Source organism: Magnetococcus marinus MC-1 (assembly GCF_000014865.1).
In the GTDB taxonomy this organism is placed as follows: domain Bacteria; phylum Pseudomonadota; class Magnetococcia; order Magnetococcales; family Magnetococcaceae; genus Magnetococcus; species Magnetococcus marinus.
In genome coordinates this window covers 4109924-4135473 of the sequence record NC_008576.1, presented here as the reverse complement: position 1 = coordinate 4135473, position 25550 = coordinate 4109924, and the positions used below count along the sequence as shown (strand labels likewise).

20 protein-coding genes are annotated in these 25550 nt (G+C 56.6%); 10 read left to right on the top strand and 10 right to left on the bottom strand.

Annotation, left to right across the window (positions count from 1 at the left end):
- Positions 1–20 precede the first annotated feature (20 nt).
- Positions 21–584 (top strand): hypothetical protein, encoded by a 564-nt coding sequence (locus MMC1_RS16975; protein ID WP_011714864.1) that lies wholly within the window; start codon positions 21–23, stop codon positions 582–584.
- Between the two features lie 200 nt (positions 585–784).
- Here MMC1_RS16975 and MMC1_RS16970 read toward each other — a convergent pair whose 3' ends face one another.
- On the bottom strand, positions 785–1729 hold the full coding sequence (locus tag MMC1_RS16970) for a GDP-L-fucose synthase family protein (RefSeq protein ID WP_011714863.1): 945 nt from the start codon (positions 1727–1729) through the stop codon (positions 785–787).
- Positions 1730–1822: 93 nt separating this feature from the next.
- On the opposite strand from MMC1_RS16970, the gene MMC1_RS16965 reads away from it, so the two are divergent.
- On the top strand, positions 1823–2857 hold the full coding sequence (locus MMC1_RS16965; RefSeq protein WP_011714862.1) for an MBL fold metallo-hydrolase: 1035 nt from the start codon (positions 1823–1825) through the stop codon (positions 2855–2857).
- 13 nt (positions 2858–2870) lie between these two features.
- On the opposite strand, the gene MMC1_RS16960 is transcribed toward MMC1_RS16965, so the two are convergent.
- The 3 genes from MMC1_RS16960 to MMC1_RS16950 form a co-directional block, all read right to left on the bottom strand.
- Entirely contained in the window at positions 2871–3722 is an 852-nt protein-coding gene (locus MMC1_RS16960) for a GNAT family protein (RefSeq protein ID WP_011714861.1), read from the bottom strand.
- 208 nt (positions 3723–3930) lie between these two features.
- Positions 3931–5328 carry an SPASM domain-containing protein gene (locus tag MMC1_RS16955; RefSeq protein WP_011714860.1) on the bottom strand — a complete coding sequence of 466 codons (1398 nt, stop codon included), beginning with the start codon at positions 5326–5328 and terminating at the stop codon, positions 3931–3933.
- Positions 5329–5521: 193 nt separating this feature from the next.
- Entirely contained in the window at positions 5522–6694 is a 1173-nt protein-coding gene (locus MMC1_RS16950) for a glycosyltransferase (protein WP_011714859.1), read from the bottom strand.
- 225 nt (positions 6695–6919) lie between these two features.
- Between MMC1_RS16950 and MMC1_RS16945 the strand changes: the two genes are divergently transcribed.
- The gene (locus MMC1_RS16945; protein WP_011714858.1) at positions 6920–7768 is read left to right on the top strand and encodes a hypothetical protein; all 849 of its coding nucleotides are present in this window, start codon (positions 6920–6922) and stop codon (positions 7766–7768) included.
- Between the two features lie 6 nt (positions 7769–7774).
- Positions 7775–8791, top strand: a complete 1017-nt coding sequence (locus tag MMC1_RS16940) for a polysaccharide deacetylase family protein (protein ID WP_011714857.1) — start codon at positions 7775–7777, stop codon at positions 8789–8791.
- Between the two features lie 239 nt (positions 8792–9030).
- Here the strand turns inward: MMC1_RS16940 and MMC1_RS16935 are convergent, their stop codons facing one another.
- Complete coding sequence (locus tag MMC1_RS16935) at positions 9031–11079, bottom strand: HAMP domain-containing methyl-accepting chemotaxis protein (protein ID WP_011714856.1); 2049 nt, start codon at positions 11077–11079, stop codon at positions 9031–9033.
- A gap of 379 nt (positions 11080–11458) precedes the next feature.
- The gene (locus MMC1_RS16930; RefSeq protein WP_011714855.1) at positions 11459–13018 is read right to left on the bottom strand and encodes a bifunctional ADP-dependent NAD(P)H-hydrate dehydratase/NAD(P)H-hydrate epimerase; all 1560 of its coding nucleotides are present in this window, start codon (positions 13016–13018) and stop codon (positions 11459–11461) included.
- 104 nt (positions 13019–13122) lie between these two features.
- Between MMC1_RS16930 and MMC1_RS16925 the strand changes: the two genes are divergently transcribed.
- From MMC1_RS16925 to MMC1_RS16915, 3 genes are all read left to right on the top strand, one after another.
- Entirely contained in the window at positions 13123–14031 is a 909-nt protein-coding gene (locus MMC1_RS16925; RefSeq protein WP_011714854.1) for an ATP-binding cassette domain-containing protein, read from the top strand.
- 77 nt (positions 14032–14108) lie between these two features.
- Positions 14109–14885 (top strand): ABC transporter permease, encoded by a 777-nt coding sequence (locus tag MMC1_RS16920; protein ID WP_011714853.1) that lies wholly within the window; start codon positions 14109–14111, stop codon positions 14883–14885.
- Positions 14886–15032: 147 nt separating this feature from the next.
- On the top strand, positions 15033–15896 hold the full coding sequence (locus tag MMC1_RS16915; protein WP_011714852.1) for an SHOCT domain-containing protein: 864 nt from the start codon (positions 15033–15035) through the stop codon (positions 15894–15896).
- Between the two features lie 63 nt (positions 15897–15959).
- Here the strand turns inward: MMC1_RS16915 and MMC1_RS20585 are convergent, their stop codons facing one another.
- From MMC1_RS20585 to MMC1_RS16895, 4 genes are all read right to left on the bottom strand, one after another.
- Positions 15960–19256, bottom strand: a complete 3297-nt coding sequence (locus tag MMC1_RS20585) for a tetratricopeptide repeat protein (RefSeq protein ID WP_011714851.1) — start codon at positions 19254–19256, stop codon at positions 15960–15962.
- The gene (locus MMC1_RS16905) at positions 19253–19939 is read right to left on the bottom strand and encodes a helix-turn-helix transcriptional regulator (protein WP_011714850.1); all 687 of its coding nucleotides are present in this window, start codon (positions 19937–19939) and stop codon (positions 19253–19255) included. Before MMC1_RS16905 ends, MMC1_RS20585 begins: the two co-directional genes overlap by 4 nt.
- Before the next feature lie 87 nt (positions 19940–20026).
- Positions 20027–20683 (bottom strand): nitrilase-related carbon-nitrogen hydrolase, encoded by a 657-nt coding sequence (locus tag MMC1_RS21990; RefSeq protein ID WP_041641365.1) that lies wholly within the window; start codon positions 20681–20683, stop codon positions 20027–20029.
- Positions 20684–21478: 795 nt separating this feature from the next.
- Positions 21479–23467, bottom strand: coding sequence for a penicillin-binding protein activator (locus tag MMC1_RS16895; protein WP_041641362.1), 1989 nt, complete (start codon positions 23465–23467; stop codon positions 21479–21481).
- A gap of 29 nt (positions 23468–23496) precedes the next feature.
- Between MMC1_RS16895 and rsmI the strand changes: the two genes are divergently transcribed.
- The 3 genes from rsmI (at position 23497) to MMC1_RS20580 (ending at position 25497) form a co-directional block, all read left to right on the top strand.
- Entirely contained in the window at positions 23497–24357 is an 861-nt protein-coding gene (gene rsmI / locus MMC1_RS16890) for a 16S rRNA (cytidine(1402)-2'-O)-methyltransferase (protein WP_081436333.1), read from the top strand.
- Between the two features lie 73 nt (positions 24358–24430).
- Complete coding sequence (locus MMC1_RS16885) at positions 24431–24805, top strand: YraN family protein (RefSeq protein ID WP_011714846.1); 375 nt, start codon at positions 24431–24433, stop codon at positions 24803–24805.
- Positions 24806–24891: 86 nt separating this feature from the next.
- The gene (locus tag MMC1_RS20580; protein WP_011714845.1) at positions 24892–25497 is read left to right on the top strand and encodes a BON domain-containing protein; all 606 of its coding nucleotides are present in this window, start codon (positions 24892–24894) and stop codon (positions 25495–25497) included.
- Positions 25498–25550 lie beyond the last annotated feature (53 nt).

Here is a 25550-nt window from a genome sequence, read left to right as displayed (position 1 = left end):
TTGTTATGGTGACTCAACCCATGATTCAACTAATCCCCATTGCCATGGCTGGTGGCTATCTTTGTGCCGCAGTGGCCCATCGCATCGCCCATAAGCGAGCCCCACAGCCCGCACCCGTTAAACCGGGTGAAATCATGATCCACTTCGTCAAAGAGTTTGTGGAAGCGGAAAACGAAGTCGTGGTGGCAGTGGAAGAGTTTCCTCTCGACAACCGACACAGCCAAACCGCCCTCGTCAGCGAACTGAGCTTTAGCCGCAGCGCCATCACCCGAATTCACGTCGAACAAGCCAAAGGGCGCGGCTTCGAATTACAAGGATCATTGTTCAAGGCATTGGAAAAGAAGACCAAAAATCACCTAACCCAAATTTTAAATCTGTCTTTAGAAGGGGAAACCCGGCGCGAGGTGAAGCTGCGACTCTCCGCCGAACCCCATACGGAAAATCTCTATCGCCTAACCTGGAAACAACAGGGACAACGGGGTTATCAAGAGGTCGAGGTAGGCGGGCGGTTCTATCAACTCCCCTTTTTTGTCACCTACGGGCTCTCGGTCACTGTCGAATCACTGCCCGTTGCCGCCGCATAAGCAAAACCGCACACCTCAGGGGAATTCAGGCGGGCGGCTTCGTCGCGCTAACCCGCTGCACCCAAAAGTAGGATTTTGTAAAACAGGAGCCAGAGTGTTCCGGCACTCTGCCCTTCAAAACACCCCATACTCGCCCCAAGTAGCCCCCTTTGGGGGAACTCCCCCCAACTTAAAAAATGTACACGGCTTGAGCCAGCGTGTCAGCGCATGCGCACAGCGTCGATATGGTCAAGGTACCACTGGTAAGCCCCCTGTAAACCCTGCGCCAAGTCGATCTTGGGGCTCCAGCCCAGCGCTTCAATCTTACTAATATCCAATAACTTTCTTGGTGTGCCATCGGGTTTGCTGCTGTCCCAGACAATCTCCCCCATATACCCCACCGTCTGCGCCACCAGTTCGGTCAAATGCTTAATGGTCACATCCTGCCCCGTGCCCACATTAACCTGCTGCCCCCCCTCATAATGATCCAAGAGGTGGATAACCGCCTCCGCCAAATCATCCACATGCAAAAATTCACGCCGGGGCGAACCCGTGCCCCAGGCCATCACCGAGGGCTGCCCCGCTAGCTTGGCTTGATGAAAACGCGCAATCAGCGCCGGTATCACATGGGCATTAAGATCATGAAAATTATCCTCTGGCCCATATAAATTGGTGGGCATGGCGCTAATGGCATTAAAACCATACTGCTCACGGTAAGCCTGACATAACTTAATGCCCGCAATCTTGGCAATGGCGTACCACTGATTGGTGGGCTCTAGGGCACCCGTCAGCAGACAATCTTCGGTCATAGGCTGCGGGGCCAGCTTGGGATAGATGCACGAAGAGCCCAAAAACAGCACCTTTTTAACCTTGGCCCGGTAAGAGGCATCAACTAAATTGGTGGCAATTTGGATGTTATCGCGGATAAATTCAGCAGGATAGGTGCTGTTGGCGTGAATACCCCCCACCCGCGCCGCTGCAATAATCACATACTCCGGCGCATGCTGGGCGACAAACTGCTCCACCTCAGCCTGACGGCATAGATCCAAGGTTTCACGTCCTGCAAGCAGAAGATTGCTGTACCCCTGCCCCTGTAGATAGCGGCAGATCGCGGAACCCACCATGCCACGATGGCCCGCCACATAAATTTTTGCTTGCTTATCCATGGAATAGACTCAATAGGCTGGTGTGAAACAACAGTTGCTTGCAAGATTGTCCCTGAATGTGCCCAAGAAATCCACCCACAAAGGTGTCTCGCTATGTTGAAAATAGCTTTAGGGTTGCTCTTGCTGATCGTGCTGGGGTTGCTCATGCGCTCTATGCTGGCAACCCCATACTATGGTGGCCCACTCAGCGACCATTTTGATGGTCAGCGCTTTTATGACACGCAAACACCCCCCAAACGGTTCTTGGATCTGTTCAAATGGAAGCTGTTCGGCGAGAAAACCCCCTGGCCAGAGTGGGTGGAAATCGCCCCCCAGCCCGCCCCCCCCAAACGGGTTGCGGGGGGTGCGCTGCGGCTGACCTTTGTTAACCATAACACCGTACTCATCCAAACCGCCGGGCTAAATATACTTACCGATCCACAGTGGTCCCAACGGGCCAGCCCGGTGCGTTTTTTGGGGCCCCGGCGGGTGCATGCCCCTGGGGTGGCCCTGGCCGATCTGCCCCCCATTGATGTGGTGCTGATTAGTCATAGCCACTATGACCATATGGATCGTGACACCCTGCAACAGCTCTATGCCCAGCATAAACCGCGCATTTTAGTGGGCTTGGGCGGTGTGGCCCTATTACATGAGATGGGTGTGCCCGCCGAAGCGCTGGATTGGGGTGGGCATCTGCCCCTAACATCCGTAGTGGAGGCCCACTTTGTACAGGTAAAACATTGGTCGGCGCGTACCCTGTGGGACCGCAATCAAGCCCTGTGGGGGGGCTTTGTACTCACCACCGCCCATGGCAACCTCTACTTTGGCGGGGATTGTGGCTATAGCGACGCCTTTGTGCAACAGGGGCAGCGCTATGGACCCTTCCGGCTGGCCCTGCTACCCATGGGTCACTATGCGCCGCGCTGGTTTATGCGCCATGCCCATATGAATCCCGCCGAGGCGGTGCAGGCGCATACCGATCTGGCAGCCCGCTACACGCTGGGTATTCATTGGGGCACCTTTCCCCTGACCGATGAAGGGCGCACCCAGCCGCTGCAAGATCTCGCCGTGGCCCTGCAAGCGGGAGGCGTGGATGCAGAACATTTTCGTACCTTACAGCCCGGGGAGAGCTGGCTGGTGCCCGAGTAGCACGGCAACGGCGTTATTGATCCAAAGCCACCGACTCGGAGTAGATATAGCCAAAATCCGCACCTTCCAGGGTGGGGCTGGAGTAGAGTTTGGGTTGCCGGTCAATAAGCGTGTAAGAGAGGGGTGGCGGTGTTGGGAAAAAGCGGGTATCGACCTGCATGGTCGCCATGCCATGGCGAAGCAACAGGTAACGACCCAACACCCAGCGCTGAGCCAAGAAATGTGTGGTATTGCTCAGGTAAAGAATGCGGGCACTGGGCAGTTTTTTAAAGATGCGGGTTTTATACAGCACCAAGCAGGCTTGCTGGGGGGGGCCAACCACCACCCATTTAAGCCAGGGCAACCCGCGATGGTCCCGCACGATGGCGCCATTGGCGGCATCCAGGGAGGCTTCTATGGCGTCCAGGTCGGTGAGGATGGCCTGTCTTGGTAAGGGTAGCCCCGGTAGACAGGGCAGCAGTGAGAGACGGGCATCCATGGTGGTAAAATGGGCACGCTCAAACAGCTTGGTCACCACCGGGTTGGGGGTGGTAATAAAAAAATGAAAATCCGGCTGCTCCAACAGCGCACGCATTAATAGGCGACTGTAGTTGCCCCGGTATGCGGGCAACACCACCCAGCTATTGGGGTTGCAAAAGCGGGCCAGCGTGCCCCGGATCAAGCGCTGTCCGTAAACCGCCATAAAGAGCCCCACAATCTCCCCCTTATCCACCAACATAAAACCATGGTTGGGGCGGTCGGGCAACCAGCCATGCTGAAAGGCTTGGCACCACTGGGTGGTGCTTAGATTGGGGTTCATATGGGTGTGCAGAAAGTGGGCGGCTGCGGGTAAATCTGCATCCAAAATGGGGTGAATGTCGGGCATGGCTGGGCACCTTGGGTTGGGGCGGGCCGTTCAAATAACCCCAACAGCATAACATAGTGACCACTTTGCACGCAGTAAGGTTATTAAAAACAAGAACCAAGAAGGGCGATCACCGCAGGGGGCAATCGAGGCGGGCGGGTGGCTTTAAGTGGCGCCATGCCCCGTAATACCCCCTCCGCACTGGCGGCAGAGGGGGGCAACCATCCGCTTAGTCGTGGCTGTCGTGACAACTGTGACATTGGCTGTGGGACTCCAGCCGGTTAAGCAGCAGATCCTCGGCATGATCGGTGGCGGTAAGGCCATTCCAGATCATATCTACCCCTTGCTGCTGTACGCTACCAAGGGGCATGCGGGCATTGATGTCCTTACTACAGGGGATCAAGGTACCATCCCACAATAAATTGAGTTGGTAGAAGGGCTCCCGACATTTGGGGGTGGCATTTTCATAGTTAACCGCAGCGGGTTCAATACGGTCTACAAGGTTTGCCAGAGACTCCAACAACAGCGGCGAACCAGCCTCATAATGGGCATCCAAAACCAGGGTGATGAGCATGGCATCGTTTAAATGCAGGGTGTTACGCTCCTGCCGGAGCAGGGTCAGCCCCTCTAGCATGCGCGTCCAGGCACCAGGGCCATGAATGGCGTCAACCTCAGCGGCACAGGTGCCATCTGGGGCGATCTGGAGGGTGTCGGGCGGGGCCAGCAATAGGCGTTGGCGAATGGCGGCATCGGCCAGTAATACGGCGTTGGTGCGCAGATGGACCCTGGCCCCCTTGGCTTTCGCCATGGTAATGAGCTGATCTAATTGGGGATGCAACAGCGGTTCGCCCACCGCTTGCAGGTGCAACGCGCCCTTGAGCACCACCTGCGTGACCACCTCGGCTTGGGGTAGATAGGCGAGGCTAAGCTGATGGCAGGCGCCATCCCAGCTGCTCAGGGCCTGCTCAAAGGTGGTGAGTGCCAACACACCTTGAGTGCGACTCATCTCCCCCAACCGATGCAAGGTGCCCAAACCTTGGTTGGTGGGCTCCACTTGTAACGCGGGGGGTGAGGGGGGACGATAGTGAAAGCGGCTACGCCCAGAGCGATCCCGATAGGGCTTTAAACGCTCTAAAAAGCGCACCTCAGGGTCTTCTTTAACCACCGGGTCGCCTAGGGCGTTGCGCAGGTTCATGGAGGTGCGGGCGGTGCGATAGCCCATGCTGCATAGGGCATGGTGTAGCTCTGGGTTGCTCTGTAGGGTGACCAGATGGTTAACCTCGCCGCACACTTGCAATAACTGGCCGCAAAAGCTTTGTAAAAACAGCAGCTGCTGGGGCTGCAAATAGAGTAACTGCTCGTGATCGTGCAGCAGCTCTACCAGATCTTGCCAGCTATTTAAGCCGGACAGCAGATTGCCTTGGGCACAGTAGAGATAGCCCAAGGTATAAATAGCGTGCAGATTGTGGGACTCCGTCTCCAGCAGGCGGCGACTATCCACCTTAGCTTGGGCCAGGTTGCCCACCGCGATAAGGTGGGCCATGCGTTGGGTGTAAGGCTGAGCCGGCTCCCGTTGCATGGAAGCGGGCATGCCATCATGGGCTTCTGCCTTATGTACAAGGGCCATGGTCATTCCTTTCAGACCAAGTGGGCAAATCCTGCCCATGTATGCCAGTCGACCAGACGATCCATTCGTCTGGTTTATAGCGGAATCCCTTGCCAATCCATTGGTTATACGGCCTATCCTGGCCTGTGCGGGATCAAAAAATGCAAACTTAATGATCCCTACAGCATCTTATGTGCCAGGATTAAAAGAGAGCCTACGCCAACATTTCCAGCAGCCAATTTTCCAGGGTGCTGGTGCGTTGGTCCCAGGTGTTGAGCAGGGCCACCTGTCGGCGGGTCTGGGGGGTGCCCACGCCGCCGTTGGTGAGGGCGGCTTGCAGGGCATCGGCCCACTGTTGGGGGTGCTGGGCGATGGCGGCAACATGGCTAAACTGATCCTTAACCGCACTTTGTGCTGCGGCTACCACCGGTTTGCCGGTGGCCAAATATTCATGCAGTTTGACCGGGTAGCCATGGATTACCCAATCGTCGGGGCGGATGCGGTAACAGATGGTGTTGACATCCATATGCTGTACATAGGCAGGTACCGCCTGCCTGGGTTTGGCCCCCAACAGATGCACATTATCCAGGGCGCAGCACTGCTGCCACAGCGCTTTAGCCTGCTTGGCCTGCTCGCCTTCCAACATGACCGGGCCAATAAACACCCAGTGCCAGTGGGGGTGGCGGCTGGCGACATACAAGATCATCTCCAGATCCAATTTGGCATTGACCGTGCCCACATAACCAATGCGGGGGCCGGGGATCATGGCCAAATCTGCCGGGCAGGGGCAGCCATCGGCCTCGATAAAGGGGCGGGGATCGGCGCCATTATTGAGCAATTTGGCCTTTTGCGGGCCCGGCGTGGGGAGCTGCTCCAGCATGCCTTGGGAAGAGGTGGTAATCAGATCGGCCCGCTCCACCAACTGCTGCTGGTAGTGATCCATTTGCGGGCTCCAGTTATCCATAACGGAAAAGACATCATAGATATGGTAGACCACATAGCGCGGCTGTAGCCGTTCTACGTAGGGCCAAAAGCGGGGATGAAACAGAAAAAGAATCTGTCGGTCAGCCTGGGCATGCCCCATAAGGGCCTGCATGCGTTGGGCGTGCAGACGCAGCGCCACATGATCCCACCAGGGGTAGCGCTGCCAAGCGGGAAACCAGCGGCCCGGTTGATCCACCTGCACATGGTCAACCTGTTCAACCCCCCCCAACCAACCGGCCTGTTGCCACAGGGGGCTTTCGCGCTGCCACACATTGAGGGGACCATAGCTGTAGGTGACGGGCCAACCCCGGCCACCCAGACGGCTCATTAACTGCTGCCGGCTGAGCCAGCGGTCGTGCCAACTGTGGGGGGCAAGCGCCAGAATGGGGGGCCGGTTAAGCATCGGTATTGGCGCTCCAATAGGTGTAAAAACAAAAACTTGAAATCATAATCGGGGGTATTGTAACCCGTTGTGCCAAGGGCGTCCAGCAGCAATCAAAGCGGGCTGTGTGGGCATCGCCCCACCTGACAAGGGTGGAGAAACCTACCTAAAGCAACTAGACTGCACAGGTTTAATAAGCAAGCCTTAAGGTAGAGGCCATTGTTACGGCAAAAGGGTGCGAGCAAAATGAAGGTAGGCGTGTTACCCATAACCGATGCTGATCTGGATGATGTATGCGATTTTTTGCAGCGACAGATGCACGGCAAACCCAATGCCATGCAGTGGCGCCAAGCCCTAAGTCAACCTTGGTTGGCAGAGCGGCGCAACCATGGGTATAAAATGGTAGAGGGCAACCTGCTGGTAGGGGTAATGGCGGTTATCTACAGTCAGCGCATCGTGGAGGGACAGCAGGAGCTGATCGCTAATTTGGCCAGTTGGCGGGTATCCGAAGCCCATGCAGAAATCTCCATGGAGATGCTTAAAAGCTTGTTGCAGCAGCCCAACCTTACGGTGGTGGCGACCAACCCCAGCCATGGGGCCCGTCGCATTTATCAAGCCTTGGGTTTTCAGATGGTCCCTTTGCTGCGGCGGGTGCTCTTACCCCATCCCGGTTGGGGCGATACCGCTAAAATGCTTGAGGGTGCCGATGCCTTGGCGGTGTTGCCGGAGGCGCAACAGCTGGCGTGGCGGGAACATGCCAGCTTCCCCTGGTTGCACCAAGCGGTGTTGCAAGATTTGAGCGGGGGTAAACCGTGCCACTTGGTTTGGCAGCGGGGCATGTGGAAACGTTTACCCGCAGCCATGTTGCTGCATATTGGCGCACAACATACGTTACTGGAACATCACCACAGCTTTAGCCGCTGGCTGTTGCGGCAGGGGCTTTTTTCTGCCCATGTGGAGCAGCGTATGCTGCCCGCGCTGCGCGTGGGTACCCTAGAAGATTATGGTATTGCCATGGCCTTTTTAAGTGAACGGCTTAGCCCAGCCCAACTAAGCTATCTTTATACCGAGCAGGCGGCGCTGCCGTGGGAGTAAAACCCTATGCACCCTTCTATGCGGCCCGTGCGGCTGCCCACCGAACATCCCCCCATTTTACAGATGGTGGTGGACACCGAGGAGTCCTTTGACTGGGCCGCCCCCTTTAATCGCGAGCAGATCGACGTAAGCCATATGCAGTATGTGCAACGGCTACAAGCCATTGCCGATCAGTTTGGGGTGCAACCCATCTATGTGGTGGATTATGCGGTGGCGGCTCAGAAGGCAGGTTACCAACCCCTCAAAGCCTTGTTACAGGCGGGGCGCTGCCACATTGGCGCGCATCTGCACCCCTGGGTTAACCCCCCGCACCGGGAGCCGGTTACGCCCTATAACGCTTATCCTGGCAATCTGCCGGAACCCTTAGAGCGGGCCAAACTGCTGGCGTTGACCGAAACCATTGCCCTCCATTTTGGGGTACGGCCCACCCTCTACAAGGCGGGACGCTACGGTTTTGGTCCCAACACCGCCGCGATTTTGGGGGATTTGGGCTATCAGGTGGATCTTAGTCCTTCGCCAGGGTTTGACCAATCGGCGGATGGTGGGCCGGATCATCGGGCTTACCCCTGTCACCCTTTTAGCTTTGCCGCGGGTTCTAAACGGCTGCTGTGTCTACCCACCACCGGCGGTTTTATGGGTGGGCTGCATGGTCTGGGGGGGCGACTGCAACCCTGGTTACACACCCCCTGGGGGCGGCGGCTGCGGTTGGGCGGGCTACTCTCGCGCAGTGGTCTGCTCAGCCGTATGCGGCTCTCGCCCGAAGGCTATGAGCTTGGCGATTTGCAGCGCTACAGCCGCTGGTTGTGGCAGCGGGGAGAGCGGGTTTTTACCCTGAGCCTGCACTCCCCCAGTTGGTCAGTGGGCAACACCCCCTATGTGCAGAGCGAGGCTCAGTTACAGCACTTGTTAACCACCGTCCATGACTATTGCGCCTTTTTTATGGGCAGCATGCAGGGCTGTTACCGCACCCCCGAGCAGATTAAGCAACTCGGCCATTGGCACGATCAGCACGGCGAGGCGTAGGTAGCATAAGCGGGTCATGATAAGGGGGGTAAAGCACACCAAACATCAGGCCTGTGGCGTACCATTCAGGTATACAGCACCCTTCAGGCATGAAAAAAAGGGGGTGCGATGCTGGGATAGGGTTTGAAGGTGCTGCGCTAGGCAACACCCCATAGCAGGGGGAGGGTGGGGCTTGCCGGTGGGTAGAACGGCGCCCGGGGGAGGGCGATGCTCCCCCCGGGCCTGGTTCCGATCAGACATTAAAAACGCTGGTAGTCGGCATCATTATCGTCATCATCACTTAGGTCCAGCATGACGCCCGATGATTTGGCCGAACCGGCCTTGGCGGTGGGTGCTTTAGGCATGGGTGCGGCATGTACCACCGGTTTGCTGGTTTTGGGAAGGGCGCGGGCAGTCACTTTGGGATGTGCCGTAACCAGATGCTGCTGGCTTGCTCTTCCTTGCCGCGTTACGCCGTGGTCCATGCTGAAAAAGGAGACCGTATCCTGTAACTGGCGGGCCTGCCCCTGCAACTCAACCGCTGTTGCCGCCATCTCTTCGGCCGTGCCCGCATTTTGCTGGGTGACTTGGTCCAGTTGCTGGATGGCACGGTTAATCTGATCGACCCCTTGGTTTTGCTCAATAGATGCTGTGGTGATCTGTGCCACCAGCTCTGCGGTTCTCTGAATATCCGGCACCAATTTGTTGATGATGCTGCCCGCCCGCTCAGAGACCTCTACCGAAGAGGTGGAGAGTTGAGAGATTTCGCTGGCGGCGCTCTGGGAGCGCTCCGCCAGTTTGCGCACTTCAGCCGCCACCACGGCAAACCCCTTGCCATGCTCACCAGCCCGTGCGGCTTCAATGGCGGCATTGAGGGCCAGCAGGTTGGTCTGTCGGGCAATCTCCTCAATAATGGAGATTTTATCGGCAATCTCTTTCATGGCGGTTACAGCGCTGGCAACCGCTTTACCCCCTTCACGGGCATCTTGCGAGGCTTGCTGGGCAATGGTCTGGGTCTGCCGGGCATTGTCTGAGTTTTGCGCAATGTTACCCGACATCTGCTCCATAGCCGCCGAGGTCTCCTCGACGCTGGCCGCCGCTTCGCTGGCCCCTTGGGAGAGGGAGTCTGACGAGCTGGACATCTGCGCCGAGCCACTGCCCACACTATCGGCAGCCAATTTGACTTCGCCCACTACCCCACGCAGCCGCTCCACCATATTGGCCATGGCAGCCATAAGGCTGCTGGTGTCGCCGGGTTTGGTTTCGATTTTGACATTGAGGTTGCCCTCTGAAACGCGGGTAACCAGATTGGTCAGGAAGGCCGGTTCGCCACCTAATGGACGTAGCACCAGACGGGTGATGTACCAGCCGATGATTATTGCCACCAGCACACTAAGCAAAGAGACAATGATGACCAAAGTGATGGTCGCTTCGTTCGCGGCCTGCACGGCAGGACCAAGCTTGTCTTGCTCGTTTTTAAGGGAGAGTTTGACATCCTCAACGGCCTTGGCCACTTCTGGCCCAAGACGATCCAGGCTCTCTTTTATCACTTTGTTGCGTGCTTCAATAATGGTGACAGCTTCTTTAAAAGCAGAGAGATAAGCATTGCGTGTGATTTTGGCCGACTCCATCAAGCTTCGACGGTGAGAGTCTTGTAGCTCTTTTTCCAAGGTGGCAAACAGGGGGTCTAGGTTGCTCTGTAACTCCTGTAAGGCGCGGTCGGCATCGGCTTGGTGATTGTCTTGTAAAAACTTCAGGGCATACAAGCGCCCCAATAACAGGTGCTCTTGGGCGCGTCCTGCATGATAGGCCACCGATGCCATGCCATCTTTGGAGGCCGACTCCACCATGGCGGTGAGATCTTCACGCATTTTTAGACCATTGGGGTCCATGCCTACTTCAACAGCCTTGTTGCGTGAAACGCGGAAGGCCTTGATCTGTTCAAAAGCGCGTTTGTATTCGTCAATCTTACGGTCGATTTCAATGATGAGAGAAGCCAGCTCTGGTTGCACAATCTCTCTTTTGGCTTCTTCGAGAAACGCACCGGTCGACGTGGCGTAAGCATTAAATTCGTCCGCATCCTTTTGGTCGCCAGAAATGTTAAAATCCTTAACATTCATGCGCATCATCAGCATGTTGGCCTGCAAACGCCCCAACAGGTTGGTATCGCGGGCTAGGGTGCGATAATTGCCAAAGCCGGTTACCGCACTCTGCAAACCCGAGTAAGAGGCTACGGAGACCACCAGGAGTAGGGCGGTCACGATGCCGAATCCCAAAGCCATCACCGACGAAAGTTTAAAATGACTCATGTCACTCCCCTAATTGATAAAACAGCGGCGACGTTTTTAACCCAGACGGCCAAGTTAGGGCGTGATAGCTAATATCTCACCAACTGTAACCGAGAAGGCCATGGTGTCAGAAATTCGGCAAAAGCGTAACCAGAAATTTTGAAAAATGAGTAAGCCTGCAACAATGCACTGGAAAAATAGTCATCCTGGGCCTAGGCATACCGCGCAATGCCTTAACCAGTATGACAGGTTTGAGAAATTTCCGTAAAAAATGTGCTTTATCCCGTCATACGCCTGAAGCCTGCCCCTGTGGCTCCATCCCTAAGGGGGACCATAATGGCAGGCTTCAAGCGCATCTACCCTGTGTGACGGATGCTTAGGGTTGGGCACTGCGCGACGCTCATGGGGTGGTTTGGGGGAGCTGGTTGCGGAGCCTGCGCAGGTAAGGCAGCAGGTCGCGGCTCTGCATGCCTGCCGCGCCGCCCTGTTCGGCCGCGCTCAGTTCCGCTGCTCGGCCATGCATCCAGACCCCAGCCAGGGTGGCGTCTTGCAGGCTCCAGCCCTGGGCCATCAGCCCAGCGATGCAACCTGTGAGCAGATCACCACTGCCACCGGTGGCCAAGCCATGGTTGCCGGTGGGGTTGATCCAGACCCGGTTATCGGGTGAGGCGATCACCGTACCGGCTCCTTTGAGCACCAGCCACACCCGCCAGGAGCGGGCAAAATTGCGCGCTATGGTGACACGGTCGGCTTGGATCTCTTCAACCCGATGCCCGCAGAGCCGGGAGAATTCACCGGGATGGGGGGTAAGCACCAACTCAGGCGCCCGGTGGGCGCGGAGTAATCCCGGTTGTAGGGCCAATAAATTGAGGGCGTCGGCATCCATCACCATGGGCAGTGGCGTGATCATAAGCTGGGCGATCAACTCTGCCGCACCACCACCGGTGCCTAAACCGGGTCCCACCGCCACCACGCTGGGGTTAAAACCAAGCTGCTTACAGGGGCCGCGATGCTCCGGCAGTATGCCGCCATCGCTCTCTTCATCCATGGCAAAGGTCATGGCTTCGGGGCAGAGGGACGCCACCTGGGGCTGTACCGAGCGGGGCACCGCACAGGTGATCAATCCGCTGCCCATGCGTTGGGCCGCCATGGCGGCAAGGGCTGGGGCGCCCCCTTTTCCCCGTGATCCCCCCAAAATTAATAGGTGTCCATGGTTGCCTTTATGGCTGGCGGGGGAGCGCGCGGGGGGGTGCCATCGTGCTGGGCTGTTGAGTGATACGGTGTGCTCCGGGCGCTCCAGCATGGGGCGCGGGATGCCGATAGGGGCAACCGTGATCTCACCACAATGCTCCGCCCCTGGGTGGGTGTAGTGGGCGATTTTGGCGGCGGCGAACGTTACGCACCAGGTGGCCCGTACCGCACAACCCAAGATCTGCCCTGTATCGGCATGAATGCCGCTGGGTAGATCCACCGCCAATACCGGTTTACGGCTGGCATTGAGCTGCTCAATGGCCAGGGCAAAGTGCCCCTCCACCGCTCTTTCCAGGCCGGTACCCAGCAGGGCGTCCACCACCACCCCCGCATGGCCCAGCCAGGAAGGCAACTTGGCCAGATCCTCTTCATGCAGGGCCTCGCGCAGCTCGCCGCCCAAACGGGTGTAGAGACGCTGGTTGGTGGCGGCATCCCCCGTTAAACGGTCAGCCGGGGTAAACAGGACCACCCGCGTATCCACCCCTGCATCCCGCAGCCAGCGGGCGATCACCAGACCATCGCCGCCGTTGTTGCCACCGCCACACAGAATCAGCACCCGCCGCCGGGCCAAGTCGGGCAGGCGAGCGTAAAGCAGATCCACACAGGCGCGGCCTGCGTTCTCCATCAAGACCATGCCGGGCAGGCCGAACCGTTCAATGGTGTCCTGGTCGACGCGGCGCATCTGTTCTGCGGTAAGAAGAGGCTGCATAATGGGGTTTCCTTTGGTGAAAAGCTGTTTTTACCCATTGCCGTAGCCGGTTGGACGCGCAAAGATGGGCCTTCACCCACTTTTTGATCACACCAGGAGCCATGATGGCCTGTGTTGTCCAAGCGACGGACCTAACCAAACAGTATCAGAATACGCCAGTTGTGCACGGAATCAACTTTGAGATTCATGGGGGCGAGTGTTTTGGCATTCTCGGCCCCAACGGTGCGGGTAAAAGCACCACCATGCGCATGGTGACAGGGCTCTCCCCGGTGGATGGCGGCGAGCTGTTGGTGTTTGACCAGCCCATGACCCCCGAAGCCACCCAGGTACGCCGCCGTTTAGGGGTGGTGGCTCAAGAGGATAATCTGGACGATGACCTGTTGGTTTGGGAAAATATTCTGGTTTATGGTCGTTATTTTCAGTTGTCCGATCGCCAGATCAAGCCGCGTATTCAGCAGCTTTTGGCCTTTGCCAAGTTAGAAGATCGTGCCAACGCCCCGGTGCGCACCCTCTCTGGGGGGATGAAACGCCGCTTAGTGATTGCGCGGGCGCTGGTCGCCGAACCGGAGCTGATGGTGTTGGATGAGCCCACCACTGGGTTGGATCCCCAGGCGCGGCACCTAATCTGGCAGCGCTTGCGTCAATTACGGGAGCAGGGCATTACCCTGCTGCTGACCACCCACTATATGGAGGAGGCCGCGCAACTGTGCGACCGTCTGCTGATTTTAGACAGTGGTCACATTTTGGATCAGGGCACCCCGCTGGAGCTGATTAACCGCCATGTGGAGCCCGAGGTGGTGGAGGTGCGTTCCAGCATCCCCTTGCTGTTGGCGGAGTTGCCCAAGTTGCCTGCCCGTTTGGAGCAGGTGGGGGATACCCTCTTTTGTTACACCCATGAAGCGCGGGCTGTGTTAGAAAAGTTGGGCAACCGCCATGATCTAACCCTGCTGGCCCGCCCGGCCAATCTGGAGGATGTGTTTTTAAAACTGACGGGCCGGGAGCTGCGGGATTGAGGGCGGCAGCCCCTGTTTGATTAACTTTTTAGCCCCGATTAAGCCAGAGTGATGGGGATTAGGTGGTAAGGGAAACCATGCGAGTAAGGGACTACATACCCAGTAGCGGGTGGATACAAACCTGGCGTCGTCATTTTATGGTGTGGCGCAAAACCTATACCGCCTCGTTAGCGGGCAATCTGGGGGAGCCGTTGCTCTATTTGGCGGGTATGGGTTATGGCCTGGGGCGTTTTGTGGGGGAAGTGGGGGGGATGAGTTATTTGGTGTTTGTGGCGTCGGGCATTCTTGCCAGCAGCTCCATGAACAGCAGCACCTTTGAGGTGCTCTATGGTGCCTTTACCCGCATGACCCGCCAAAATACCTATCATGCCCAGCTTACCACACCGTTGACGGTGGCCGATGTGGTGGCCGGTGAGGTGGTGTGGGCCGCCAGCAAGGCGTTGATAGCAGGGTTGGCGATCTTTCTGGTGGCAACCCTGTTTGGGGCCTTTGCGGTGCAAGATCTTTTTCTGACGCTGCCCATTGTCTTTCTGTCCGGGCTTACCTTTGCCTCTCTGGGCATGGTGGTGACGGCGGTGTCGCCCAGCTATGAATTTTTTCTTTATTACACCACCTTGGTGACGGTGCCCATGTTTTTGTTTTGTGGGGTTTTTTATCCGGTGGATAGCCTGCCTGTGCTGCTGCAACAGGGGATACAAATGCTCCCGCTTACCCATGTGGTTGCGCTCATGCGGCCCTTGGCGACCGGTGGGGTGGTGAGCGATGTGCTGCTGCATTTGGGGGTGATCAGCCTTTACCTGGTGGTGGGCTTTGTGTTGGCGGTTAAGTTGGTGCGGCGGCGAATTATTGTTTAGTCGAGGGGGGCTATTCGGCGCCGGTGGGGTGGATTGCACAAGCTATCTTAGCCCATCCGTGCCATGATAGAGCCACTGGTCAGACCCTACGCAGTGTGGCGTTGGGCCATCAAAGCATGGACCACGTAACCGAATAGGATGAGATCAATGAGCCGTTTAACGCCCCAAGGACAACAGATGGTGGATGCCATTGCCGCCCGTTATGGACTCTCAACCGCTGCGGTGTCGCAGATGTTGGAGGCTGTGGCGGCTGGTGGTGGGAGCATGGCCCAATTTAATATCGCCGAGCTGGGCGGTGGTGGGCAGTGGATGCAGGGTGGCATGACCATGGTGGGGGATATGTTTAACCATGGCCTTAAAATGACAGTGGATAACCTGTGTGGGGAGCTGGCCTCGCTCTATTTGAGCCAACCCTTCGCGCCCCCCCCCAAGGCGGCACCGGGGGCGGGGGTGAGTCTGTTTATGCCGGGTGGCAACCAAGCCCAGTGGTGGCCGTCAGCCTTGGGTCAACCGGCCTCGTCGGGCAGTCAAAACAACATGCGTTACGCCTATTTTCCGCAGATCAACCGTTTGGCGGTGGATGCTGGTGGGGTGGTGGTTTATGACACCCTTAACCACCAGATAGGGGGGTTTAGCCAGCAGCAGTCGGTGGATGGTTCAATTACCCTCACCAGCCAGTTTGGCGTGGTTGCGTTAAACCAACTGCCCCGTGTGGCCTTGGATAACCCCTTGGCCCCGCCTGAGCCCTTGGTAGCGGCTGCGCCGATCGAGGCCGCGCCCCAGCCTGAGCAACGGCCTGCCATGGAGAGCCCGCCCCAGCCACCGCAGCAAGCTTTTATGCAGGAGCCTATGGCTCAGCAGCCGGTACTGCATGGGGCTATTTCTGGGGTTGGCACAACGGGGGAGGCGATCTTTGCCACCATTGAAAAGTTGGCCGGTCTCAAGGAAAAGGGCTGGATTAGCGAGCAAGAGTTCAACGCCAAAAAAACCGAACTGCTGGCCCGTCTGTAGGAGCGGTCCGCTGGGCAGCCCCATAGAGGGCTGCCCCGTTTTGCAGCGTGGAGGGCCCTTTGCTCAAGTCGTGGTGTCGGGCCATGGCTCTAGGGTTTCTACGGGTGCACCGGCAGAGATTACCTGGGCCAAGCGGATTAACCACGGGTAATGGGGGTGGCCCCTTTGCTCAGCTTGTTCAAGGATGCCAGCAAAATCCCACCCTGGAGAGCGCCCTTGTTTCTCCATGAGTACCCGCCGCAGTACAGCCAGGGCTTCGCTGCGCTGGTGGGCCGGGCCAAGAGCGTATTGATAAAAGCGGGTCTCAGCTTGCAGGGTAGGATCCGCCTCTTCTTGTTGGAGCGAGAGCGATTTTTCTAATTGGAGGCGTCCCTCTTCAAGGCGTCCGCGACCGAGCAAAAACCAAGCAAAATTGCCTAGGTTGTTGGCGTGATTCGGATCGGCCTCGATGGCTCTGTTGAAGAGAATTTCAGCCTGCGCATGATCCCCCTTTATATTGGTCATGAAGAGGGCAAAATTGCCTAGGGCGTTGGCGTTATTTGGAGCGGCCTCGATGGCTCTGTTGTAGAGAATTTCAGCCTGCGTATGATCCCCCTTTATATAGGTCATGAAGTTAGCAAAGTTGTTGAGGATTTTGGCGTTATTCGGATCGGCCTCGATGGCTCTGGTATAGAGAATTTCAGCCCGCGCATGATCCCCCTTTTTATCGGTCATGAAGTGAGCAAAATTGCCTAGGTTGTTGGCGTGATTCGGATCGGCCTCGATGGCTCTGTTGAAGAGAATTTCAGCCTGCGCATGATCCCCCTTTATATTGGTCATGAAGAGGGCAAAATTGCCTAGGTTGTTGGCGTGATTCGGATCGGCCTCGATGGCTCTGTTGTAGAGTCTTTCAGCCTGCGCATGATCCCCCTTTATATTGGTCATGAAGTGAGCAAAATTGCCTAGGTTGTTGGCATTATTCGGATCGGCCTCGATGGCTCTGTTGAAGAGAATTTCAGCCTGCGCATGATCCCCCTTTATATTGGTCATGAAGGTAGCAAAATTGCCTAGGGCTTTGGCGTCATTCGGGTCGGCCTCGATGGCTCTGTTGAAGAGAATTTCAGTCTGCGCATGATCGCTCTTAATCTTGGTCATGACGGTAGCAAAATTGCCTAGGGCTTTGGCGTGATTCGGATTGGCCTTGATGGCTCTGTTGAAGAGAATTTCAGCCTGCGCATGATCGCTCTTAATCTTGGTCATGAAGTGAGCAAAATTGCCTAGGGCGATGGCGTCATTTGGATCGGCCTCGATGGCTCTGTTGTAGAGAATTTCAGCCTGCGCATGATCACCCTTTTTATCGGTCATGAAGAGGGCAAAGTTGTTGAGGATGCCGGCGTCATTCGGGTCGACCTCGATGGCTTGCTGGTAAAGCGCTTCGGCCCGTTCTAGGTCTTTGCCTGATTGGGCTAAAAACTGTGCAAAATCAGCCGCTGTCCACGCATCCTGCGGATTTTTTGCCAGCGCTTGTTCATAAGCTGAGCTGGCGGAGCCATCACATCGAATAACATGCTGGTAGAACTGGGCAACACTCCGCCAAGCCGTGCCTGTATGGTCCAAGTCGGCCAGCGTTTTTACGCGTTCTAACAGGGGGGTGGTCAAGTCAGGGGCATGCTGGTGAATTAATTCAATCAGCGATAAAACCCCCTGCAAAGAATGGGGTTTCCATTGCTTGTGTATATATTGGCCTGCCCTTTTTATGCCAGCCTGTAGGGTAGCGTGCCGCGCCTCTTTAAGTAGATCGCTTCCATGGATGACATTTTCCAGAATAGCCCGCCAGTAGTAGGGTGTCTCCCGCCAAGCAATAAAGGCATCGGTGCCCTCTAAAGGCCACTCTAAAAGCGCCCTATCCCCCGCCGTTGGGCTCTCTAGCATAAGGCCAGCCCATGCTCTTTGATGTTCAAATAATTGGGTGAAGAGTTGCTCTTCATGCTTTACGTCAAGAGATGAAAGTTTGTACTGCTCTTCTTGGAATATTTTCACAAGTTCTGTTTGTTGGTACAGGCTTAGATTGTCTAAATTATCAAAGATTTTCTTCTTCTCTTCGATTTTCAAAGAGAGAGAGATGCAAAGTCCATTGAGCAGAGGTTCAAACTGCTTTGTGTGCCCCTTACTTGAGGGCACCTTGCTGAGCCATGTACGTTTAAGGTCAGGAGAATTTTTAAAGGGCCAGTCCCACTTAGGCAGTCGGAAAAGGTTGGCCAAGGGTCGGTTGTTGGAAGAGCTGGGTTTTAGTGGCGGCCCCATATAAGGCCCCTCTTGGCTCCGTGGCTCGCGTGGGGTGTGCGCATGTAAGCCCAGTGTACGGATTGTCTCCTGGCGTTGTTCCGCCATTAACTGCTCAGGCTGCTGCTGGGGCAGTAACGCATTGGCGATCTCCACCACACTCTGCCAGTAAGGGTGTGCTCCGGCAGGCGAACTGCCACGGGGCAGAGGGATGTCCGATATGGCCAAATGGGGTGTGTAGGGTAGGGTGAATACTTTAGGGGGTAGCTCCTCTTGCAGCCCCTCCTCTTGGATGCACGCCTCTTCCAGCAGATCATAACCGGTTTGTAACGCCGCCAGGGCTGCGGGGTCGTCATGCAAGTGGGCTGGTACCGGGGAGAAGACACAAAGGGCCTGGTTGGCAAATTGCCCCGCAGGAATGCGTTGGGGTCTTAAAGCCTTTAGGGTAAGCGCTAGGCCACGCAGGTTTTGACCATTTAGGCCAGAGATGAGCACAACTTGATCGGCCAGATACCCCACAGCCAGATCTTCCATCTCCAGATAACCGGTACGGCTGTCGATGAGGAGCAGGTCAATGGGGCGTTTGCTGTCTGGGGTTTTAAATTGCTCCAAATCTTTTCGAAAACGGTCCGCAAAGGCGTGTAGCGTGCGTTGGGCGGGGGGGGGCGTTGTGCGCTCTGCACGGTCAGTGTCTGCTGGAAAATGATGATCAGCCGTGGGCTCATAGTGGTCCGCTTGGGGTAGGCTTAGACCCCCTGCGGGCAGGGCATAGAGCCGGCCACCACTGCCCCATTTACCGCTGGGGTCGCGGACCTCTCGCAAAAGCTTGCTGGGGGGGTAAAAACCAAAGAGAGGGGGCTCCTGCTCAAGTGCTTGCTCACTGTAGTAGATGGAGAGTAGATCACTCATTCCACGCTCTTGCAGTTTAGGGTCGCTGTGGGCTTGCAGCCATGGATGAAAGCTCAGACCAGGAGCCTGAAGATCCATATCCACCACCGCCACAATAGCCCCCCGGTCCGCCCACTGTATCGCCAAATGCATCAGCAGTGCAGTGCGGCCCACACCCCCCTTAAAAGAGTAAAACGTTATAATTTTCATGCCGAAGCCAGCTCCCATCCTTTTGGGCGCCAAGGTTCGTTCTTTGTGGCCTTGGGGTCACGGTTAAAGGGCAAAATATTGTTTGTCACGGGGGTGGAAGAGGTGGTTGCTTGCGTTGCTGGTGCTTGAGCCGGTTGAAGCATCTCACCAGCCCGTGGTCCTAGGCTTAGCCAGTTCTGCTTGCCCACGCGATTGCGCACCACCAGTTCCCACCCCTCCAACATCGTAAGAATGCGGGAGAGGTTGGCCGGTTGTAGCGCAAGCTGCTCTTGTAAGGCTTGTTGGGTCATGCCCCCAGTGTCACGAATGAGCCGCAAAATGGGTAGCACGTGGGGGCGGGTCTTGACCGCTTTGGGGATGCTTAGCGCCCGAACGGCCATACGATCCTCCAGCACATCCCGCAACATCTGCCAGCGATCTTTATGGGTAGCGGAGAGCTGCTTGGCACGACGGGGCACAACGGCAACACTCTCCATATGCAGAGCCAGTGCTTCCATATCCTCAGTGGCCGGGTGGCCCATGAGCAGCCGGGCAAAACGCACCCGATAAACATAATCCAGGGTTTCGGCAAGCGGTCCACTTAATGCCAGCGGATCGGTAGCCTCTATGGATTGCAGAATCTCTGAAAGTTCGGGGACTTCCGCGACCCAAGCAGGGTCAACGTGATTAAAATCAAAGTTCATGGCAACTCAAAGTAAAGGGTTTGGGTGGCTCCAAGGGAACAGTTTACCATGGTTTACTACACTTTACAGCTATCTATCGGCCATTTGCTAGAGTGGGATTAAGAATAAACGTTCCCAGGGTGTTACATGCGTAACTACAGGGGTGCCGTTAACCTCTGGCCACACGGCAAAGCCATGTTTACTGGGAGATGTCTCGCTATAAATTGGTTGGCCGGCAGGAAAATTACCATCTAAAGATTGGTTGGGTACCAGGGCACGTGTGCCACAAGCCATGGCAAGGATTTTGGCTTGGCGTAGATGTGCCCTCACCCCCTGTATCTCGCTCATGGAAGGGATCAGTGCCCAATGGGGGGCGACACTCTGCCAGGGTAGCTTGGTGTTGTCATCGGATTCCAGAAAATCCCGACAGATGGCGAGGGCGATTAGGCCAATGGGGCTGTCTAACAAGGTAAGGGTATCGCCCGATGTAATGTTTTCATGCATGCCAGCGGTGCTAAAAGGAATGATTTTGTTATGCTGTAAAAGGGTTTCGCCTAAGCCAGAGAGCAGCACAGCGCGGTTGATGGGATCTTGGGAAGGTTCAACCATTTCATGAAAACTGCCAGGTATAAGCATGGCAAAACCATGATCTTGATTATCATAAAGCCACGTTTGAACACATTCACGCAACTGTGGGGTGAGGGTGAGTTCGGGGAAAATAACCAGATTAGCTTTAAGTTCTTTTGCCGCCTCCAGCGCGGCCAAGAGGCTTCTCTCTCGGAGGTCTGGGTCTATCAACTCCTGGCATCGACAATTTCCCCCCGGCTTGTCCCCCCAATCAGGGGCGGTTCCATCCGGAAAACTCCCCAGATAGCAGCGTAATACGCCCTCTTGTGCCTGTGCGATCGTCTCAAGGCGGAGTCGTAAACCTGTTGAATGCAAGGGCCTAATTGTGAGCTTAATGCCGCGCTCTACTTCAGGAAAAATATGATGGTGGCGCACATAGTTGCGTAAATGTCCCCCCTGTTTCTGAAAGTGGATAGGTCCTAGGGGGCGATGACGCCGTACCAGATTCCACGACTGTCCATTTATAATAAAGCGCATGGGCGGGCTACGGTGCCCACTTTGCTGGTTGCTTAAGTTGGGAATCACAGAATCAAGGGCAGCTAACCAAAGCAATTTTTCCCCAGGGTTATGGATTCCTTCTGGTAATGGCCCATCGCCACGTGCATACGCTTCAAGCGCTTGTCGAAGCGTCGAACATCGTTTTTTCCAACCTCGTTTATCATTGCAGCACGCACTGTCTTGGCCTAAAAACAGTGGCGTATCGTTACAAAAATCGACCCAAAAAGAGACGAGGTAGCATTTTAATCTACGGATAGGCTCTTGAGCAGGGCAATCCTGGGGGGCGTGAACCGTCATCTTCTCTCCATAGGTATAAAAGCCTATCGTATATTAGAATATAGAGCATATACGCTTAATCAGTCAGAAAATGATAAACTAAAAGATTATGTTTGCTCAAGCCCCACCCCCACACAAGGGGGGTGGGTTCAGGCTCTGTTATTGGGGTTCGTCCAACACCACGGGGATGATCTTGCCATTGCCTACCTGATAATAGGGGTAGCTGCGCACAGAACGGCCATCGGGCATATAGCGCAGCGGGCCAGTGATGCCCGCAAAACCCTCGCCCCGGCTCAATAGGCTCAGCCAATAGCTGTGCTGGAGCTCCTCCATGCGCATATCCCGCATCAGTTGCGCCACCGTTACCACACTGTCATAGGCTAACATGGATAAAGTTGAAGAATCTTGATCCCAATGACGGCGATAGCTGTTGTCAAAGCTGGCCTTGCGGTCAGCAGGCAGATCGGTAAAGACCGCGCCCTGTAGATAATCGGTCCCCTCCGCCAGTAACTCCGGGCTGTTCCATAAAGGCATGCCCAGCAGTGAAACCGTGGGGGTGCGCACATTGTAAAAGGCAAGCTGGGGTGCCACCAGACGCGCTTGCTGGGCCGCAACCGGTAGAAAAATCGCATCAAAATCCGCCCAGGGCTCCACCTCATCCCTGTCCGTGGGCGCAGGGGGATCGGCAGGATCCAGCGAGCGATAGCGGCTGCTGCGGCGTAAGCGCTGCGCCACCGTGTCGGGGTCCACATGCACCATCTTTTTTAGCCAGGGCGAAAAATCCCGGCTCTCTTCAGGAAAATAATAGGGGTCCAATACCGTGGCCCCCAACTTAATGGCCTCACTGCGAAACGCCGTGACGCTCAAACGCCCATAGTCGCTGTCTGGTGCCAGAAAGGCGATGCGCCGCCGCCCCTCCACCTTAACCGCATAGTGGGCCATATCCCTGGCCTGCTGCTCGGGATCAAAGGCATTGAGATAGATCCAGCGAGGATGCTGCCGGCCCGATTGGCTGGCTGGATCTATCTCCGCAATGCTCTTGCGGGGGTTGAGCACAATAATGGGGCGCTGTAGTGTCACCGCCATGCGGGCGGCGGTGGCGGCCTCAAGATGAAAAATGGGGCCCAATAGGAGCTCCACCCCCTGCTTGACCAAGCCTCGCACCACCTTTTCTGTCACAATCTCATCGCCCTGGGTATCCCCCACAAACAGCGCGAGGGGTACGTCAGGATAGTCCGCCAACGCCTGCTGTACCCCCTGTAGAGCATGGTTGCCCAGTTGCGCGTAAGAGCCCGTTAAGGGCAGCAACAAACCCAACTGCATGGCCGCTGTGCGGTCCGGCGTCAGACGATGCCGGGCCTCGCGGGTTAAGGGGGTCCAGCTGCTCTTGCTCAACGCCAGTTGCCAGAGTTGCCGCGCCCCTTGGGCATCCCCCTGCTTCCAACGGGCATCCCCCAAAGCCAGCGCCAGATAGGGGGTAATAAGGGGCCGGTCGGTGGGTTGCTGCTTGAGCAAGATCTCTAACCGCTCAGGGCTTTGACCGCGTATCATGCGCCAAGTCAAATGGGCCTGCTGGCCTTGAATCACCGTATCCGCCGGATAGGCGTAGGCGAGGGTCATGGTATCTTGCAAGCCACCCTGGGTCAGATAGTGGTTAAAATAGCGCTGCCACTGGAGCAACTCCGCAGGTAACTCAGGATTTGTATAGCGTTCATGGGGGTTGTTAACCAATAACGCGCTGCCCTGACGGTGGCTGCTATACGCCTTGTTCATAGCCAGTAGCAGCGGGTTCATGCTACCATCGGCAGATGATGCCTGGAGCGACTCGGTATCCGACCGGGTGGCCGCCTCTTCAGCAAGCCCAGCGGTCTCTGGGGCGGCGAGGGTGGTGGTGGCCAGTGTCGGGGGTTGCGCCGCGTCGGTTGGGGTGTTGGGCGCTTGTGCGTTGGCCGCTGTCGCCGTCGTGCTGGCCGATGGGGCAGGGCTGGACGGCGGTTCGGCCTTCACCTTTTGAGTGATGGGTGAGGGCGCCTGCCCCTTGAGCAGCGGCGTCGTTGCACAGCCACCCAGCAGCGCTAACGCTAAAAACAGGGTGGTATAGGTGCGCCCTAAGGGGCGCTGGGTCGTCAGATAAAGGCGGCTGGGCATGACTGTTTCCACATAACGGGGATCGCGCGGTGACAACGGCACAAAGCACCAATTCTAGCACCACAGTAGGTGTTTTGTACCTTATTCCGACCCCCATCGGCAACCTAGAGGATATAACCTTGCGGGCGGTGCGCCTTTTAAAAGAGGTCGATCGCATTTTAGCCGAGGATACCCGCCACACCAGCCGGCTGCTCAATCACCTGGGGATTGGGGTGCCCATGACCAGTTTTCACACCCACAATACCCAGAGTCGTATCCCCACCATTTTGGCGCAATTGCAGCAAGGGCAGAACATCGCGCTGGTCTCTGACGCGGGCACGCCGGGCATTCGTGATCCCGGTGAACCGTTGGTGCGGGCCTGTATTGAGGCAGGCATAACCGTGGTGCCCCTGCCCGGAGCCACCGCCGTAACCACCGCATTGAGCGGTTCGGGTCTGCCCACCGACACCTTTTTGTTCGACGGTTTTGCCCCCCGTAAAGAGGGGGAGATGAAGCGCTATTTAAGCAGCATTGAGAGCCAGTCACGCACGGTGATTCTGTTTGAATCGCCCAAACGCATTGTAAAATTGTTAGAGCGGGTGGTAGCGGTACTGGGGGGGGCGCGGCAGGTGGTGGTGGCCCGCGAGCTGAGCAAAATACATGAAACCTTTCATCGGGGGCGTGCCGATGCGCTGTTAGACTATTTTGCCAGCCATGAGCCACGGGGCGAGATGGTGGTGTTAATTGCCCCTGGCGAGCCTCCAGTACAGGCCCCAGAGCCGCTGTTGCAGGCAGCCTTGGCACGGGGGTTGTCGGTTAAGATGGCCGCAGCAGAGGTGGCGCAGCTAACCGGGTTGCCACGCAAACAGATTTATGAGATGGCGTTGCACCATAAAGATTCGACCTCATGAAGGGAGTGCTGGTGTGGTTAGCACGTTTCTTGCTGCAAACAGGCTGTTGTCGTTGGGCAAAGGGGGGCCGTGCATGGGTTTTTTGACCCCGAAAAGCTTTGGTGAACAGGCCGAAGATTTTGCCTGTAAGATGATGAAGAAAAAGGGCTATCATATCTTGCAACGCAATGCCCGCAGCCGCTATGGCGAGTTGGATATCATCGCACTGCACGGTGAGGTGGTGGTCTTTTGCGAGGTTAAAGCCCGTCAAGGTGCTGTCAGTGGCTCAGCGGGTGAAGCCATTGATGGCCGCAAGCAGCGTCAGTTGGGCCGCTTGGCCGAGGCGTGGCGTCTGGCCAACCCGGCCTGGATGGCCGCGCCATGCCGCTTTGATGCGGTGTTGGTGGCGCGTGAGGCGCAAGGATGGCACGCAGAGATTGTGCAAGATGCTTTTCAACTGGGCTGGTAGCTCAGTGAGCAGAGACGGGCGCATGGATGGGCCTGGGGAAAACCTCCTTTATTTGGAAATCAAGGATGGAGCAGATGGGGAACAAGATGGCGCGTGGATGGATGGTGGCGTTGGTGGTGGGCCTGCTCAGTGGCTGTGCGCCCATCGTAGGGGGGGGCGTGGTAACCGGCGTGTCGGTGGAGCGTCGCGGCACCGTCGAGATGGTGGAGGATCTGTGGGTCTCCAACAAAATCCGTTCGGCCTACATTGAGAGCGATAAAGTAAGCTGGGGTAATGTCAATGTCACGGTGTTTCGTGGCAAGGTGTTGCTAACGGGTACCGCAGCCAATGAAGAAGAGGTGCAGGAGTCGGTGCGCATTGCCAAGGCGATTCGTGGGGTGCGGGCGGTGCATTCGGAGTTAAAAGTGCAGTATGCCTCGGCGCAGGAGCTGGCCGAAGATACCTGGATCTCGACCCAGGTCAAGATGATGCTGCTGCGGGATGAGCAGGTACGGGGTCTGGATATCCATGTGGATACCACCAAAAACGTGGTCTATTTGACGGGTTTGGCGGCCTCCATTCAGGAGCGGGACCGGGCAGCGCGTATCGCCAGTGTGGTGAAGGGGGTTAAAGAGGTGGTCTCTTACATTGAGGTTGACCCCGAAAGCTATAAACCCACCCCATTAGAAGAGAGCGAGCCGAGCAAACCGTAGCGGCTTATCCCTTGGGTAGGGTGGCACGGTTCCAGTGTGGTTAGGAGGATAGC

Coding starts and splice junctions, on each gene's coding strand:
- MMC1_RS16975 (WP_011714864.1), top strand. CDS start 21: ATGATTCAACTAATCCCCATTGCCATGGCTGGTGGCTATCTTTGTGCC.
- MMC1_RS16970 (WP_011714863.1), bottom strand. CDS start 1,729: ATGGATAAGCAAGCAAAAATTTATGTGGCGGGCCATCGTGGCATGGTG.
- MMC1_RS16965 (WP_011714862.1), top strand. CDS start 1,823: ATGTTGAAAATAGCTTTAGGGTTGCTCTTGCTGATCGTGCTGGGGTTG.
- MMC1_RS16960 (WP_011714861.1), bottom strand. CDS start 3,722: ATGCCCGACATTCACCCCATTTTGGATGCAGATTTACCCGCAGCCGCC.
- MMC1_RS16955 (WP_011714860.1), bottom strand. CDS start 5,328: ATGGCCCTTGTACATAAGGCAGAAGCCCATGATGGCATGCCCGCTTCC.
- MMC1_RS16950 (WP_011714859.1), bottom strand. CDS start 6,694: ATGCTTAACCGGCCCCCCATTCTGGCGCTTGCCCCCCACAGTTGGCAC.
- MMC1_RS16945 (WP_011714858.1), top strand. CDS start 6,920: ATGAAGGTAGGCGTGTTACCCATAACCGATGCTGATCTGGATGATGTA.
- MMC1_RS16940 (WP_011714857.1), top strand. CDS start 7,775: ATGCACCCTTCTATGCGGCCCGTGCGGCTGCCCACCGAACATCCCCCC.
- MMC1_RS16935 (WP_011714856.1), bottom strand. CDS start 11,079: ATGAGTCATTTTAAACTTTCGTCGGTGATGGCTTTGGGATTCGGCATC.
- MMC1_RS16930 (WP_011714855.1), bottom strand. CDS start 13,018: ATGCAGCCTCTTCTTACCGCAGAACAGATGCGCCGCGTCGACCAGGAC.
- MMC1_RS16925 (WP_011714854.1), top strand. CDS start 13,123: ATGGCCTGTGTTGTCCAAGCGACGGACCTAACCAAACAGTATCAGAAT.
- MMC1_RS16920 (WP_011714853.1), top strand. CDS start 14,109: ATGCGAGTAAGGGACTACATACCCAGTAGCGGGTGGATACAAACCTGG.
- MMC1_RS16915 (WP_011714852.1), top strand. CDS start 15,033: ATGAGCCGTTTAACGCCCCAAGGACAACAGATGGTGGATGCCATTGCC.
- MMC1_RS20585 (WP_011714851.1), bottom strand. CDS start 19,256: ATGAAAATTATAACGTTTTACTCTTTTAAGGGGGGTGTGGGCCGCACT.
- MMC1_RS16905 (WP_011714850.1), bottom strand. CDS start 19,939: ATGAACTTTGATTTTAATCACGTTGACCCTGCTTGGGTCGCGGAAGTC.
- MMC1_RS16895 (WP_041641362.1), bottom strand. CDS start 23,467: ATGCCCAGCCGCCTTTATCTGACGACCCAGCGCCCCTTAGGGCGCACC.
- MMC1_RS16885 (WP_011714846.1), top strand. CDS start 24,431: ATGGGTTTTTTGACCCCGAAAAGCTTTGGTGAACAGGCCGAAGATTTT.
- MMC1_RS20580 (WP_011714845.1), top strand. CDS start 24,892: ATGGCGCGTGGATGGATGGTGGCGTTGGTGGTGGGCCTGCTCAGTGGC.